Raw genomic sequence first — 15,358 nt, 5'->3', positions numbered from 1 at the left:
TTGCGACAAACCCACATCGACTGCAACACTGCGTCATCAGGACCATGGCCGCTGGAGAGACGTAGACAAGACCTTTGCCTCTGCCTTTGCCTTTGGCAATTACTTCTGACAGTCGGCAAGACATGACTATCAATAAGCGGCGGGGTCGCAGAATCACACTGGATCCTGCGGCCCCGCCGCTTTTCCACGCCGCCGAGATCAGAAAGCGGAGTAGTTGGATATCTGTCTGAGCCAGGGCACGTTGCTGGCCAGCCATGGGAAGCCCCATTCCATCAAGGCACAGGTCAGAGCCAGCAGGAGCAGAATCAGCAGAAGCCAGCGAATCGGAGCTATGCCGGACTGGTGCCGCAGCAACCAGCCGTAGAGGCTGATCATGGGCTGTGGCTTCTCGCCCTTGCGAATCTGCCGCAGCAAGGGGTAACGCCATGCAACCAGGGCCGCCAGGTAGATGATCAGATAGGCTGCTACCAAAACCAGGAAGACCGGTTGCAGGGAACCCACCCTGGCTATGACCGAGCCCTTGTCGTCTGCAAAGGCCACCTTGCTGCCTCTATCACCAAGCAGTTCCTTAGGCACCCCGTCGGACACCTTGGCCCAGTAGCCGAATTCGCCCCAGCTGATCCAGCGGTGGGTAGCCGTGGTGTACTTGGGCTCACAGGTGGTCAGTGTAATCATGCGCCGATCTGGAGCCTCGTTGGGCGAATAAGGGTTGGGGGCGATGACGCTGACCTCGTTGGCAGCCACGATCTTGTAGCGGGTGTAGTGGTAGACGTACCAGTAATCCTTGGTGCGCAGGACGATGGCATCCCCCACACGCAGCTGGTCCACATGGCCCAGCGGCTCACCATAGCCGGCGCGGTGTCCGGCAATAGCCATGTTGCCCAGCTCGCCCGGCATCTGCGTGTTGGAGTAGTGCCCCAGTCCCGCGTAGGCCAGATCCCTGGGCGACGTGCCCTGAACCACGTTGCGCTCCCAGCGCTGTCCAAAACGGGGGATGTAGATCTGGGCCATCAGATCGCCCTCGGAGGCGTGTTCGGGCTGTACCGGCGGCATTCCGCTCTGAGGCTTGGCAACCTTTCGGGTATCTCCCGATCCCGGGTCGCTCCAAGCGGTCGAGGCACGGGTCTCCAACTGCTGATGCTCGGACTGCACACCGGTCCACCAAAGCTGCCAAACCACGTAGAGGGCACAGATGACGGCCAGCGTCATCAGCAGCTCCCCCACGATTTCTGCTATCCCAACCGGCCACTTTCGTCGCTTATCGGCAGGTTTATCAACCGACATCCAGTCATTCTCCGAGTCTTCTGTCGTCATTTACCGTGCCTTCTCATCTAGAGATGCATACTGGAGTGGCTGCAGGACAGCCGTCGTCTCAGGGAATCTCAGATTGCCCGAAGACTCGACATTCCATCCCAGACCTACCGTATTCACGTACTCCTTGTAAATCTGGATGGATGGCGAAGCATTCAGGGACTTGGTCATCCGATCGACTGGTCCTATGGCCGAAATTTTATATGGCGGCGAGTACTTTCGACCGTGCAGCAGCAGCACATTGCCCACGCATCGCACGGCCGTGGTGGGCAGGACACGCTGGTCCTGGATCCTCATGGACTCGGCTCCCCCGGCCCAGAGCGCGTTGACCACACTCTCCACATCCTGCTGGTGGATGACGTAATCATTGATGTTGGCCGTCGATCCGTCGGACCCCACCTTCTGCTTCCAGAGCGGGGAATCATCGAGGGTTACCGTCAGTCCCGGCCCTTGGACGGCCTTGAGCACCGTGCCCGAACCGGGGTCCTCACGGGCCTGGTCCGAGTTGCCCTTGTCGTCATCGGTGATGGTCTTCAGAGCGTTGATCTGCGAGCTCATGTCATTGATGTCCTTGCGCAGCTCCGCAGCCTTGTTCTCGCGCTCTTCCACCAGCCCGGCCGTATCCGAGGTGACCGTGACCGTCCTGTTGACACGGATGTTGGTGGTCAGCATGTACCCGACCAGGGCCAGCACCACAGCCACGGACAATGTGCCGACCAGGGACCTGCGCGCTCCGTGCCGTCCCGTCCGTCTGGTCATAGGCATACCCTCATCCTCGTCTGCGATAGTATTACGTTCGAGTCTAACCGCTACTATGGCTTAGTAGATCTAATGAAGGAGAATAACCTCATGGCAGAGCATCAACTCCATGATGACGAGGACGAGGCGGTGGACGAGGCCAAGAAGACCCAGGCCGAGGCCGAGAACAAGACCGCTGGCGCTGGCGAGGATGCAGAGGACGAGGAGTATGGCCTGTCCATGGACAAGGTGGAGGCCGTGCTCAACGAGAGCGTTGACAAAAAGCACATGACTCCGCAGATGCGCCGCATCGTGCAGCGTCAAGAAGAGAACACCCGCCGCGTGGAAGACACCATCAAAAGCACCAAGGCCAATCCGCGCTGGTTTGTGCCTCTCTTCGTCACGCTGATGGTAGTGGGCCTGATTTGGATCGTGGTCTACTACATCGCTTCCACCAGGGGCAATGTCTTCCCAATCCCCGGCATCGGCAACTGGAACCTGGCCGTAGGCTTCGGCATCCTGCTGGTCGGCTTCCTCATGACCATGTGGTGGCACTGATCCAGCTGCTTTACTCTTCAGGAACCCCGCAACCGCCCAGGCACAGATGTGGGGTTCTTTGCATATCCATCCACCCCTGAGCGTCAGGCATGTGTGGATTCAATTTCCCGGCTCCACCTATTTCATCCACTGTTTCGAGACTCAAACCAAAGTTATCCACAATCGCCCGGCTTTATCGTGGACAGCCTGAGACACCTGTCCACAACCCTACTGCTAGTTAGGTTCTGTGTTTACTTATCCACTTTTTACCGATATATATGCACCAGTTCTGGTTACTTATTCCCAGGTTATCCACACGATTGTCAACAAATGTGGATAGGTGACATCCATGTCATTTATCTATCACAGAAGGATTTAAAGCAGCAGGCAGCTGCTGATTGTCAGCGCATGGGGTTGAACATGTTGCAACCCAGAGCCAGCAGGACCAGGACCACCAAGAAGATCAGCATGGGCAGCAGCCAGGAGAGCAGGCCATGCACCCGCGAGCCGGGCCGGCCCATGTGCAGCAGGGCCAGCATAAAGAGGCCGCCTACTATGAAACCGCCCACATGGTCCTGCCAGGCGATGCCGGGCACGAACAGGGGCATGCAGAAGTTGATGGCCATCCAGACCACCATGGAAACGATGTTAATCCCCAAACGACGATAGACCACCAGAATGGCGGCAAAAAGTCCGAAGAGCGCGCCCGAGGCCCCGATGGCCGACGTGCCCCAGCCATTGGGCGACAGGACTGCATAGACCATCAGCCCCAGGTCTCCGCCCAGCCCGCTGATCATATAGAGCGCCAGGAAACGCCCATGCCCTATCAGATTTTCCAGCACCGGCCCCACAACCCACAGGGTGATCATGTTGAAGAGGATATGCGAGACATTGGTGGCGTGCAGAAATATGTTGGTCACAAACATCCAGGGCTCATGAATGGCGGTAATCGGCACGAACGCCCAGTAGCCCAGCAAAAGCCGCTGGTAGCGAAGCGGAGCCAGCAAATACAGGACCATCTGGATGACCCAGGCCGCTATGCAGATCAGGGTGATGGCCACGGTCACCACCGGAGCCTGGTCGCCCCAGCGCCGCCGGATCCATCCCAGCGGCCCCCGACCGTTCCCTCCGCCTGCGAAACTGGTGCCAGTGCCATTGACCATGAACCATACCTTACCTGACCGTCCGGCCCGGGGTGTGCGGTTTCCGTGCCGCAATGGCACCGATGTGCCCCAGAGTTCACCGCTTTCTACTAGGATGTTGACTAGGTCGGTCGAAGTGGGCAGGACCGACGAAAGTCGTCGAAAGGAGCCAAACATGGAGAATTCATCTTCAAACGGCTGGAAGTTCTTTGCACTGCTCTTCGGCACGCTGCTGGCCGGCGTTGTCGCTCTGTTCGTATACAAGCAGCAGAACCCGGATTACGATCCCTGGGAGGAGCCTTGGGAGAACAGCTCATCGCCAGTCGACCTGGGCCTGGCCAAGGATGAGGAGGACAAGGGGTCTGAGGATCCTGAAGCCCCTCTGCAAGCGGGCGCACAGGCCTGACCGTTCCGGTCGGGAAGGAATCCGACCCAGCGTCAAGAACGTGAGGGCAACGGGTTCCTTTTTTCATGCCTGATTTTGGCTTGATCGCAACCTGCCGGACACGCCTGTTGGGGCGGCGCGTCACAATGGAGCTATGAGTGCCATACGGGAAGCAGACATGGAGGAAGGCCGCCGGGATTTTCTGGCCTGGCGCAATGCGGCCAAGGAGGCTGCAGGCAATTTAGGCCCGGAGGGCAACCGCCTGACAGTGGCCCCGCAAACCGATAGGCACAGCAAGGCCATGGCCGTCCGCTATTCCCTGCACATGCTGGAGATCAAGGCCCCCGGTCCCGGCGTAGAGGTCAGGGTAGCCCCCTGGGGAGCCATCAAGATTCTGGACGGGCCTGCGTCCGACCCGCATAACCTGACTCCGCCTGACGTAATCGAACTGGACCCGGATGTCTGGTTGCGGCTGGCCGCTGGCATCACCAGCTGGAGTGAAGAAGCCGCCGCCGGGCATATCAGCGCCGTGGGCGAGCGCGACGATCTGCACGAGCTACTGCCACTGGTATGACCAATAGTCGGCCACCTCTGCGGTCGGCTACTTGCTCGACGACCCCTTTGCTGCGGTCTTCTGATCTTTATGGTGTTTGAGCGCGCTTGGCACGGGGATGGGTATGCGCTTGTGCGGCTTGGGCGTAGCCGGCATCTCCCCAGAGGTGGCCTTGGCAGCAGCCTCGGCGGCCCACCGGGCGTAATCGCTCAGATCATCGTCCGGGGAATCCTCGGGGTCCTGGCCCCCCGATTTGCGCGAATCCGGTTTGGAGTACTCCTCTTCAACCATTTTGAAGGGATCTTTGCCCCTGGTTCCGGGTTCCTTGCTGCTGAGCTCTTTGGCCAGCTCGTCGTAATCCGTGTCCGTTGTCAGATATTTGAGCTTCCGGGCTATTTTCGTCTGCTTAGCCTTCTGACGTCCGCGGCCCATCCGACCCCCTTCGCCAGGTAACGTGCACTTAGGCAACTTGAATGTGAATTTGCATCATTTATGAGAGTACCACCTACGCATCTTGTCGGCTCGGACTTTTACCATAAAAGCAATTCCCAGAAGGACATTCGGCACGACGACGAGGGTGGGACCATGCAGGAAGAAGTCACAGCGGCAGGCAACGAGATCAGCGACAGCTTCAGAGCCGCCAAGCATCGATCCGACCAGGTGCTGGCCGAACTAGACAAGAATCCTAGCCGCTACACCATGCTGACCGGCGACCGCCCGACCGGCAGGCTTCACCTGGGCCATTATTTCGGCTCCATCCGCGAGCGTGTCCAGATGCAGAATCGCGGGGTGCACACCAACATCGTCATCGCCGACTACCAGGTCATCACCGACCGGGACACCACCGAGCACATCCGCGACAACGTGCTCAACCTGGTGCTTGACTATCTGGCTGCGGGCATCGACCCCAAGAAGACCATGATCTTCACCCATTCGTCCACCCCTGCAGAGAACCAGCTGCTGCTGCCCTTCCTCTCGCTGGTGACCGAGGCCGAGCTCCACCGCAACCCCACCGTCAAGGCCGAGATGGAGGCCAGCGGCCATGCCCTGACCGGTCTGCTGCTGACCTATCCGGTCCACCAGGCCTGCGACATACTCTTCTGCAAGGCCAACGTGGTCCCCATCGGCAAGGACAACCTGCCGCATGTTGAGCTTACCCGGACCATCGCCCGCCGCTTCGACGAGCGCTACCCCGGCCAAGCTCCGGTCTTCCCAGAACCTGATGCCATCCTGTCTGACACCCCGGAAATTCCTGGTCTGGACGGCCGCAAGATGAGCAAGTCCTATGGCAACTCCATCATGCTGGGCGCTACCGCCGAGGAGACGGCCAAGCTGATCCGCAAGTCGCCCACCGACTCCGAACGCAGGATCACCTTCGACCCTGTGAACCGCCCGCAGGTCTCGGCCCTGCTGACCACAGCCGGCCTGGTGACCGACCGCAAGCCCGAGGATATCGCCGAAGAGATCGGCAATGCCGGCTCGGGCGCCCTCAAGGCCTACGTGACCAAGTCCGTCAACGAGTTCCTGGCACCCCACCGCGAGCGCCGTGCCGAGCTGGCCAAGGACATGGACACCGTGCGCGACATCCTGGTCGAGGGCAACAAGCGGGCCAACCAGATAGCCGAGGAAACCCTTGATCAGGTCCGCTCGGCTATGGGTATGCGCTACTAGACGTCGTACCGCCAGGAGCGATCGGTTAGCACCCGAGCCGTGACCAGGCCGATGGGCAGGCAGATGATGACCATGAAGGCCCGGAAGGCCCAGTCCAAGGCGTTGAGCGTATTGAACTGTCCCAGGTAGAACATGGCCCGGTACATATACAGGCCAGGCACCATGATGACGATGGATGGCACGGTCAGGCTAATTCTCGGATAGCCCAGGTGAGGCGGCAGCAGGCCGTGACGGACCGAGGAGCGCCACACCGTGGCCAGCATGCCGGCCAGGAAGGCACCCAGAAAAGCAGCCATCTCCGGAGGGACATGAAGCAGATCCTGCATCTCCAGGCGCATGGTGTCGGTCAGAGCGCCGATGACGGCGGCCACCAAGGCCATGCGCTGGGGTGAGTTGAAGAGGACCGAGAATCCCCAGACCCCGCAGAATGCTGCAATCATGCGCAGTCCGGCCATCAGCAGGGGACTCAGGTTCATCGGTTCAAAGCCCTGGGGGTTGAGCATAACCATCCGCGCCACGGCCCAGCCTCCCAGTGTGGCCACCAGGATGATCGAGAAGGCGTAGGTGATGCGCTGCACCCCCGAAGGGAAGTCCAGCTTGGCGATGTCCAGGCCGCCGGTGACCAGGGGAAAGCCGGGAATGACGAAGAGGATGGCGCCGATATAAGCCGTGTCGTGCTTGAGAGCCACCGGGTCGAAGATACCCACCAGTCTCAGCGTGCCGACGCAGGCCAGTGCGGCGATGATGACCGCAACCCCGGTAGCGAAGAACTGGTTGATCCGCCTGCCCAGCATCTGTCGACGCACCCACTGGCCTATGCCAGCGCCGACAAAAGCCCCAGCCATGTCATAGGGACCGCCGCCCAGCAGGAAGACGAAGGCTGCGCAGGCCACAGCCGAGGCGAAGCCCGAAAAGAGGGGCGAATAGAGGGGTTTGCGTCGCTCGATCAGGTCCAGGCGTTCATGCGCCTGCCGGACCGTGATGCCACCCCTTGCCTGCGGCTTTGGGGACGCGGATTTGTCAGAGGAGGCAGGCTCATCGGAAAATGCAGCCTTTGCGGAGTCTGTTGCCTCTCTGACCAATGCGGACCCGTCGGAAGACACCGGCTGTTCGGAGGGTGCCGCACCCTCGGAAGACTTGGCCTTTTCATGTGCTTGGCCTTGGGCTGACGCAGGCCGTCCAGACCCAAGCTGCTCAGACGCGGAGTCGCGCCCTTGGCTGGTTGCAGATGATCCAATGGCTGCACAACCAGCGGCACTCGAATCTGAATTCTCAATCGCGTAGGCAGCAGAAACAGAAGCAGCTTTGGAATCTTCGGAATCCTCCAAGGCTGCGGCGGTCGGCGTGGCCTCCGGCCGAGGCGTGGAGCCTACGGTGCCCAGACCGGCGGCCGTCCTGGTGTCTATGGCTGCCGCATCGATCCGGTTCTGGCTGATCTCGTCCTCGTTGTGCACGGCGGTGGCCACCGCATCCTTGAACACCTTGGCCGCATCCTGGTCCTGGGCCAGCACCTCCTTGACCGCCTTGCGGGCCGCTGCGTAGACGTTCGGCTCGTCCAGGTTGTCCACCAGCTCCCTGGAGACCACCGACATGGCGTGGTAGGTCCCCGCCTGCCCGCACTTGACGCTGAGCCAGTCAGCGAAGTGCTCCAGGAGCCAGATCCGCTCGGTGTTGACCCCAGTGGTGGGCAGGTCCACCACCTCGGTGATCCGAGACACGCCATCCGTGCAGGTGGCCTCAATATCGGTCAGGTTCACGTCGGCTCGCACATGCACGCCCATGGGGTAGGCAATCCTGTGCATCATCTCGCGCACGCGGAAGCTTCCCGTTCCAGCCCCCAGCTCCAGCATGCCCACCCGCACAATCAGGCTGGTCTTGGCCGCGATGCAGGCCTCGACGATGGGCTTGTCGTAGTCGCGTTCAATATCCTCCATATCCAGTGGGATGGAATGGGTGTGGTACTTGCTCACCCGTCTGACCTCGGCTGCGGCCCTGCCGCGATAGCTGTCCTTGGAACTCCTGCTCTTGAATTTCACACCCACATTCATACTCCACCCGGGTCACGTGAGCTTGCACCGCCGCATGGGACCATGAAACGTATTCGACCTGAAAGCGTCCTAGAATGGGCCGCGAGCCATCGAACCGAAGGCTGTGGGCCTGCAACGCCGACCACCAATAACCGCGGAGGAGCCGTGGAATGGCCGAAGACCGGGCAACCTGCGATTCGACAAGGAGGACTGATGACAGATAGTAATCAGCAAATCACGGCTGCCGATGCGACCCTGGTCACATCCGGCACCGGGACAAAAGGGCCGGAGGAACGCAAGCTGCCTCAATCGTTGGATGAGGACATGGCCTTGTGCCTGCGGCTACTCAGGGATGTGTTGGGGGAATTCGATCAACAGCTGCTCAAGCGCTTCGACTCCCTGCGCGAGGACGTGATGACGGCCAGCGCCGAGCACTTCAACCGCCACCCCTCGGACCCCGTGCCTGACGAGGATGGCCTGTCCAAGGCCGTAGCCCTGATCGACGACACCTCAGTCAAGGATTCCCAGTTGCTGGCCCGCGCTTTGACCACCTATTTCCATCTGGCCAACCTCTGCGAGGAAAACTACCGGGTGAAGGTCCTGCATGAGCGCGAGGGCAAGGTGGACCTGAAGGTCAAGGGCACCGACCCCATCAACGAGATGACCAGCGCCTACAGCCAGCTCCTTCAGGAGATGGGCCCGGCCAAGGCCTCGGAGCTGCTGGAGAAGCTGGAGTTCCACCCCGTCTTCACCGCCCACCCCACCGAGGCGCGGCGCAAGGCCGTGGAGGGCAAGATCCGGCGCATCGCCAACCTGCTGGCCGTTCGCCGCGGCCTGGGAGGTTCCGAGCTGGAGGAGAATGAGCGTCTGCTGCACAACGAGATCGACGCCCTCTTCCGCACTTCGCCCATCGCAGCCAAGAAGCCGACGCCCGTCGAAGAGGCCAACACCATTCTGGACATCTTCGACGCTACGCTCTTCGAGACCATTCCCAAGGTCTACCGCCGCTTCGACGACTGGGTGCTGGGCAAGAAGGCCGGCATGGTCAAGCCCGTCTGCCCCGCCTTCTTCCACCCGGGCAGCTGGATCGGTTCCGACCGCGACGGCAACCCTAATGTGACCGCCAAGGTCTCGCGCAAGGTGGCCCGCAAGTTCTCCGACCACATGCTCGAGGCACTGGTCAAGGCCACCACCACCGTGGGCCGCAATATGACCATGGAGCTGACCACCACGCCCCCCAGCCCCGAGCTGAGGAGCCTGTGGAGCCACCAGAAGGAGATGAGCGAGCGCCTGACCGATAGGGCCACCACCATCTCGCATAATGAGTTGCACCGGGCCGTGGTCCTGGTCATCGCCGACCGTCTGCAGGCCACCATCCAGCGTGACGCTGACCTCATGTATGCCGACTGCGACGACTTCATCGCCGACCTGCGCGTGGTCCAGGACTCCCTGGCCAAGGCGGGCGCGGTCCGTCAGGCCTACGGCCCCCTGCAGGATCTGATCTGGCAGGCCCAGACCTTCGGCTTCCACATGGTGGAGATGGAGTTCCGCCAACACTCTCTGGTCCACGCCCGCGCCTTGGAGGACATCCGCGAGCACGGCCTGCATGGCGAGCGCGGCGAGCTGCAGCCCATGACCCACGAGGTGCTCGACACCTTCCGGGCCCTGGGAGCCATCCAGAAGCGCAACGGCCAGAAGGCCGCCCGCCGCTACATCATCTCCTTCACCAAGTCGGCGCAGAACGTCAAGGACGTCTACGAGCTCAACCGGCTGGCCTTCGAGCATGCCGAGGACGTGCCGGTCATCGACGTGATCCCCCTGTTCGAACAGCTGGAGGACCTGCAGAATTCGGTGGACGTGCTTGAGGAGATCATCAAGATCCCCGAGGTCCAGGCCCGGCTCAAGGAGACCGGCAACAAGATGGAGGTCATGCTGGGCTACTCCGACTCCTCCAAGGATGCCGGCCCAGTCTCGGCGACCCTGGCCCTCCACTCCGCCCAGGAGCGCATCGCCAAGTGGGCCGAGAGCCATGACATCGACCTGACCCTCTTCCACGGACGCGGCGGTGCCGTAGGCCGTGGCGGCGGCCCTGCCAACCGGGCCGTGCTGGCCCAGCCTGTGGGCTCGGTCAACTGCCGGTTCAAGCTGACCGAACAGGGCGAGGTCATCTTCGCCCGCTACGGCAACCCGGTCTTGGCCATCCGCCATATCGAGTCCGTGGCTGCAGCCACCCTGCTCCAGTCCGCGCCCAGCGTGGAGGAGCGCAACACCACCATGACCGAGAAGTACGCGGACATGGCCGACAAGCTGGACCAGGCCGCCCACGAGCGCTTCCTGGACCTGCTGCACACGCCGGACTTCGCCCCCTGGTTCTCCATCGTGACACCGCTGAACGAGATCGGCCTACTACCTATAGGCTCCAGGCCGGCCAAGCGTGGTCTGGGCGCCAAGTCCCTGGACGATCTGCGGACCATACCCTGGGTCTTCTCCTGGGCGCAGGCCCGAATCAACCTGGCCGCCTGGTACGGCCTGGGCACCGCCTGCGAGAAGTTCGGCGACCTGGAGACCCTGCGTCAGGCCTACGAGGAATGGCCGCTCTTCAGCACCTTCATCGACAACATCGAGATGAGCCTGGCCAAGACCGACGAGCGCATCGCCAAGATGTACCTCTCCCTGGGAGACCGGGACGACCTGAGCCAGAAGGTCCTCTCGGAGATGGAGCTGACCCGCAAGTGGGTTCTGCAGATCGTAGGCGACGAGTGGCCCCTGCAGCACCGCCACGTGCTGGGCCAGGCCATCCGGATCCGCTCTCCCTATGTGGACGCCCTGTCGGTGACCCAGGTGCGTGCTCTGCGGGCCCTGCGTCGTCGCAACGACAAGGAGGAGCTCAGCAAGAGCCAGCAGGCCGACTTCATCTACTTGATCCTCTGCACCGTTTCAGGAGTCGCCGCCGGCCTGCAGAACACCGGCTGATTTCCGCTTGACAAGTTTAAGGGTCCCGCCTCCCGCAGATAGCAGGAGGCGGGACCCTGTAGTATTCGAGTGCTCCTGATGCGGCTGTATGTCATTTGTTGGCTGGGTGGTAGGGTGAGAGACGGGGGGCGTCGGGAGGACTGCTGGCTTCCGCCACGATTCCTGTAATCCAGAGCAGGGCTGGCGCTTGTAGGTAGAAGGGCTTTTCGACAGGAAGAACCTTGTATAGGCAAGCGGCGTTTGCTCTACTTGGTGTTTGGTGAAGGGGTTTTGGCTTCATGCGTCTGGTTTCCCGGCTGCGTCGCATCCTGGTGATGATGATCGTCCTGCTGGGCCTGCTGGCAGGCCTGGGTATCGCATCCGCCCAAGACGACGCTCCTGTCCCCTCCGGGGGAGGGGGTCTTCAAACCCCTCGCGTAGCTGACGGAGCCTCCGCCACGCTCCCCAGCAGCGCAACAGACACTCCCCTTTCCTCGCCCTCGCCGATACAAGCCGCCACGCCATTAAACCCCACGCCCAGCACCCCGTCATCGACGACGGGCACACCCGACAGCGCAGGCTCCGCTACAGCCAAGTCGGCCGACAAGACGGAGGATCAGGCTTCGCACATGGTGCGTTTCGACCCGGCCAACGGCAGCAAGCCCACACAAACAACCGTGAAAACCGGCACCCTCGCCGCTGCCCCGCAAGAGAATCCTCAGCGTCAAGGCTTCCGGTTCGACGGGTGGACTCATGACGGCCAGCCCTTCGACTTGCAGACTCCCATCCTCCGGGACACGACCCTGAAAGCCCAGTGGTCGAAGACCACGGACTGGACGCTGAGCCCGGACCACGGGCCCGCCTCCGGCGCGCGACTGACCATCAGCCCGCCCGACAGGCAGGAACCCTACTACACGAGCTTCCATACCGCAGGCAGCCAGATCCTCAGCCTGACCGGCGACGGCCGCATCCACACATGGACGCAGGACGGCACACCCAACAAGGTTGCCGCCCCTGCCCAGGCTCCCGACGGGTTCCGCTACCTGCAGGCCGCAGCCGGCAGCCAACGGCAGGCGGCCCTCGGATCCGACCAGCACATCTACACCTGGACCAGCCAACAACCCACGCCCGCCATCCTCGACACCGGCCAGGATGCCGGGTTCACCAGCATCAGCATCACCGATAATCGGCTCCTGGCCGTGGACCAGCAGGGACAAATCCGCACCTATCAAGCCAGGGATGCCGACAGCCAGGACCCGAACCCGAAACTCACACAGCAGGCCACAACCAGCCTGCCCGGACAAGCGCAGGCCGTTTCCGCCGTCGCCTCCGGCAGCCGGATCCTCATCGTGGACGCTGACGGGCAGGCCTGGACCTGGGAGACGGCCAATACCGGAAACGCCAAGCCCGCACGCATCAAGCAGGACCCGGGCACGCGCACCGTCCAGGCCCAAGCCCTCAACCAGGGGTTCCTCCTCCTGGACGCGGACGGGCAAACCCGGTACCTGGCCGATGGCAAGAACAGCCCCACAGCGGTCAGCCTGCCGGAAAGCATGAAAGCCGACTCGATCACAGCCAATGATAGCCAGGCCGTCATCACTGATACGGACGGCCGCATTTGGGCCTGGGAGCCAGGCGAAACACCCACCCGAGCGGACGACGGAAGCCAGCCGTACACGCAGGCCGTCAAAGCCGGCAGCAGGATCACCGCCATCAGCAGGCAAGGCAGCCTATACCGCTGGAGCCTGGACGGGCAGGGCCAGCTCGGCAAGCCAGCCAGGCTCGACACCACACAGGCGCCCACACTGGAATCAGCCAGCATGGACAGCCAGCCGCTCAAACTCAACAAGAACAACGACGCCTGGCAGACGGACATGCCCGCCAGCAAACCGGGACCAGCCACTATTCTCATCACCGGCAGGCAGGACGGCCAGCCCTTCACCAAAAACCTCAACTACACCATCGACCAGACCCTGACCAGAAACGACCAACAAGACACCACCCACCAGGTCACATTCAATACAGCCAAGGGAAGCCGGGCACCCGAACCCCAACAGGTATCCTACCCGTACGGCAGGGTGAAGCGGCCCTCCCCCGACCCGGTGCGAGAAGGCTACCTGTTCGACGGATGGTTCATCGGGGAAATCGCCTACGACTTCAGCAAGCCCGTCACCCAGAACCTCACCCTCACCGCCAAATGGACGCCCAAAAACCGGAACAACACGTGGAGCATAAGCCCCAGCCAGGGCAGCCAGCTGGGCGGCAACTCCACCAGCATCACCCCGCCAAACACCAGCCGAGGCATAAGATTCAGCCAAGTCAGCACATCAACATACGACGGTAGTACCATGTACTTTTCTTTGGCGGTGGGCAGCGACGGAAACGCCTACGCCTGGGGAGACAACACGTTTGGCGAGCTCGGCGACGGAACAAACACTCACCGGTATACGCCGGTCATGGTCAGGAAGCCTGCAGACGCGCCCGCGGACTTCACCTACATGCAGGTCAGCGGCGGAAGCTATCAGTCCCTGGCCCTGGGCAGCGACGGCAACGCCTACGGCTGGGGAGACAACTCCTATGGCGATCTCGGCGACGGGACATACGAGCAAAGAAGAACGCCGGTCAAGGCGAGGAAACCTGCAGACGCGCCCGCGGACTTCACCTACGTGCAAGTCAGCACCGGAAGTCGGCATTCGCTGGCCCTGGGCAGCGACGGCAACGTCTACGCATGGGGAAGCGGCAGCAGTGGCCGGCTCGGCGACGGGAAGTACACCTCCTTTTATCAGAATACGCCGGTCAAGGTGAAGAGACCTGCAGACGCGCCCGCAGACATCACCTACGTGCAGGTCAGCGCCGGAAACCTGCATTCGCTGGCCGTGGGCAGCGACGGCAACGCCTACGCCTGGGGAGGCAACGGCAGTGGCCAGCTCGGCGACGGGACGGAAACTAAGAAGAATACGCCGGTCAAGGTAAAGAAACCTGCAGACGCGCCCGCAGACTTCACCTACACACAGGTCAGCACCGGAGGCTATCATTCCCTGGCCGTGGGCAGCGACGGCAACGCCTACGCCTGGGGAGACAACGGCAGTGGCCAGCTCGGCGACGGGACGGAAACTAAGAAGAATACGCCGGTCAAGGTGAAGAAACCTGCAGACGCGCCCGCAGACTTCACCTACGTGCAAGTCAACGCCGGAGGCTATCATTCCCTGGCCGTGGGCAGCGACGGATCGCCTACGCCTGGGGAGACAACACCTCTGGTCAGCTCGGCAACGATGGCACGAGCAATCTTTCTTCCCCTGTGCGGGTGTTCGCCTCTGCGCAATCCACGAGCTCAAGCGGCCCCTGGCTGAAGGCTGTACAGGTCAGCTGCGGAGCCAATCATTCACTGGCAGCGGGCAGCGACGGAAACGTCCACGCCTGGGGAGGCAACACCGATGGTCAGCTCGGCAATGACAGCATCTCCAGATGGAGTTATAGCCCTGTTCCTGTACCGCCGGTGTTCAGTCAGCAACCGGTGATCACCGGCGTCAGATTCGACACCAGTTCCAGCACAAACCTGATCCCTCGTTATGGCAACACTGTCACCGTATTCGCACCTGCACACGTGCCGGGCACGATCACGGTCAGCGTGGACTACACGATGGGCAACGCACCCCAGCAGCCGGACACCTCCCTCCGGTACGAGTACACGCCTGCAGGCGTGCTCCCCAAAGCCGGCGGGGAGGGCATCCTGCTGACCCTGGCCACCGGCATGACGGGCATGGGCGGGGTCCTGGCATCCCGCCGCCACCGGAGGGAAACACATAGTCTGTCATACGCTTCGCACGAGTAAGACCGGACAGGGGCGTATCAATCCCCCCGCCCCAGGCCCTGACAAGGGGGCAGGGAGGCCAGTGTCATTTATGGCTCAATCCCCACCAAGGGAGCCGACACTCCTCCCGCGCCCCTACCACACTTCTTCAGGCAGAATCACGAGGGCAGGCGTGCACGCCCCGTCCCGCCTGGGAGGGGAGGGAAACACGGCTGGACCAACCACAGGCAG

The 15,358-nt window shown here is 62.0% G+C and carries 11 protein-coding genes and 1 pseudogene; 7 read left to right on the top strand and 5 right to left on the bottom strand.

The features are described from left to right. Positions 1-198 precede the first annotated feature (198 nt). Positions 199-1,314 carry a class E sortase gene (locus H3T90_RS08355; RefSeq protein WP_144178613.1) on the bottom strand — a complete coding sequence of 372 codons (1,116 nt, stop codon included), beginning with the start codon at positions 1,312-1,314 and terminating at the stop codon, positions 199-201. Beyond that, positions 1,315-2,070 carry a DUF881 domain-containing protein gene (locus H3T90_RS08350; RefSeq protein WP_046322142.1) on the bottom strand — a complete coding sequence of 252 codons (756 nt, stop codon included), beginning with the start codon at positions 2,068-2,070 and terminating at the stop codon, positions 1,315-1,317. 90 nt (positions 2,071-2,160) lie between these two features. On the opposite strand from H3T90_RS08350, the gene crgA reads away from it, so the two are divergent. Further along, positions 2,161-2,607, top strand: a complete 447-nt coding sequence (crgA, locus tag H3T90_RS08345) for a cell division protein CrgA (RefSeq protein WP_046322141.1) — start codon at positions 2,161-2,163, stop codon at positions 2,605-2,607. 380 nt (positions 2,608-2,987) lie between these two features. On the opposite strand, the gene H3T90_RS08340 is transcribed toward crgA, so the two are convergent. Beyond that, complete coding sequence (locus tag H3T90_RS08340) at positions 2,988-3,749, bottom strand: rhomboid family intramembrane serine protease (protein WP_198230222.1); 762 nt, start codon at positions 3,747-3,749, stop codon at positions 2,988-2,990. A gap of 154 nt (positions 3,750-3,903) precedes the next feature. Between H3T90_RS08340 and H3T90_RS08335 the strand changes: the two genes are divergently transcribed. Beyond that, positions 3,904-4,134 carry a hypothetical protein gene (locus tag H3T90_RS08335; protein ID WP_046322139.1) on the top strand — a complete coding sequence of 77 codons (231 nt, stop codon included), beginning with the start codon at positions 3,904-3,906 and terminating at the stop codon, positions 4,132-4,134. Positions 4,135-4,267: 133 nt separating this feature from the next. Next, entirely contained in the window at positions 4,268-4,687 is a 420-nt protein-coding gene (locus tag H3T90_RS08330) for a sterol carrier family protein (RefSeq protein WP_198230221.1), read from the top strand. Positions 4,688-4,714: 27 nt separating this feature from the next. Here H3T90_RS08330 and H3T90_RS08325 read toward each other — a convergent pair whose 3' ends face one another. Next, positions 4,715-5,098 carry a DUF3073 domain-containing protein gene (locus H3T90_RS08325; protein WP_046322133.1) on the bottom strand — a complete coding sequence of 128 codons (384 nt, stop codon included), beginning with the start codon at positions 5,096-5,098 and terminating at the stop codon, positions 4,715-4,717. Positions 5,099-5,251: 153 nt separating this feature from the next. Here H3T90_RS08325 and trpS point away from each other — a divergent pair, with 153 nt between their 5' ends. Next, on the top strand, positions 5,252-6,337 hold the full coding sequence (gene trpS, locus H3T90_RS08320) for a tryptophan--tRNA ligase (RefSeq protein ID WP_046322131.1): 1,086 nt from the start codon (positions 5,252-5,254) through the stop codon (positions 6,335-6,337). Here the strand turns inward: trpS and H3T90_RS08315 are convergent. Beyond that, positions 6,334-8,271, bottom strand: coding sequence for a threonine/serine exporter family protein (locus tag H3T90_RS08315; protein WP_408610700.1), 1,938 nt, complete (start codon positions 8,269-8,271; stop codon positions 6,334-6,336). The two genes, trpS and H3T90_RS08315, sit on opposite strands and share 4 nt — an antisense overlap. 306 nt (positions 8,272-8,577) lie before the next feature. On the opposite strand from H3T90_RS08315, the gene H3T90_RS08310 reads away from it, so the two are divergent. From H3T90_RS08310 to H3T90_RS09045, 3 genes and pseudogenes are all read left to right on the top strand, one after another. Continuing rightward, positions 8,578-11,337 (top strand): phosphoenolpyruvate carboxylase, encoded by a 2,760-nt coding sequence (locus H3T90_RS08310; RefSeq protein WP_198230219.1) that lies wholly within the window; start codon positions 8,578-8,580, stop codon positions 11,335-11,337. A gap of 278 nt (positions 11,338-11,615) precedes the next feature. Then, positions 11,616-14,471, top strand: a pseudogene (locus tag H3T90_RS08305) (InlB B-repeat-containing protein); the annotation flags it as partial. 71 nt (positions 14,472-14,542) lie between these two features. Continuing rightward, complete coding sequence (locus tag H3T90_RS09045) at positions 14,543-15,148, top strand: RCC1 domain-containing protein (RefSeq protein WP_332468249.1); 606 nt, start codon at positions 14,543-14,545, stop codon at positions 15,146-15,148. The last annotated feature ends 210 nt before the right edge of the window (positions 15,149-15,358 follow it).

Source organism: Bifidobacterium polysaccharolyticum, from assembly GCF_016101585.1.
Lineage (GTDB): Bacteria > Actinomycetota > Actinomycetes > Actinomycetales > Bifidobacteriaceae > Bombiscardovia > Bombiscardovia polysaccharolytica.
Note: the sequence above shows the minus strand (reverse complement) of the source record. Positions and strands in the feature narration are given on the sequence as shown.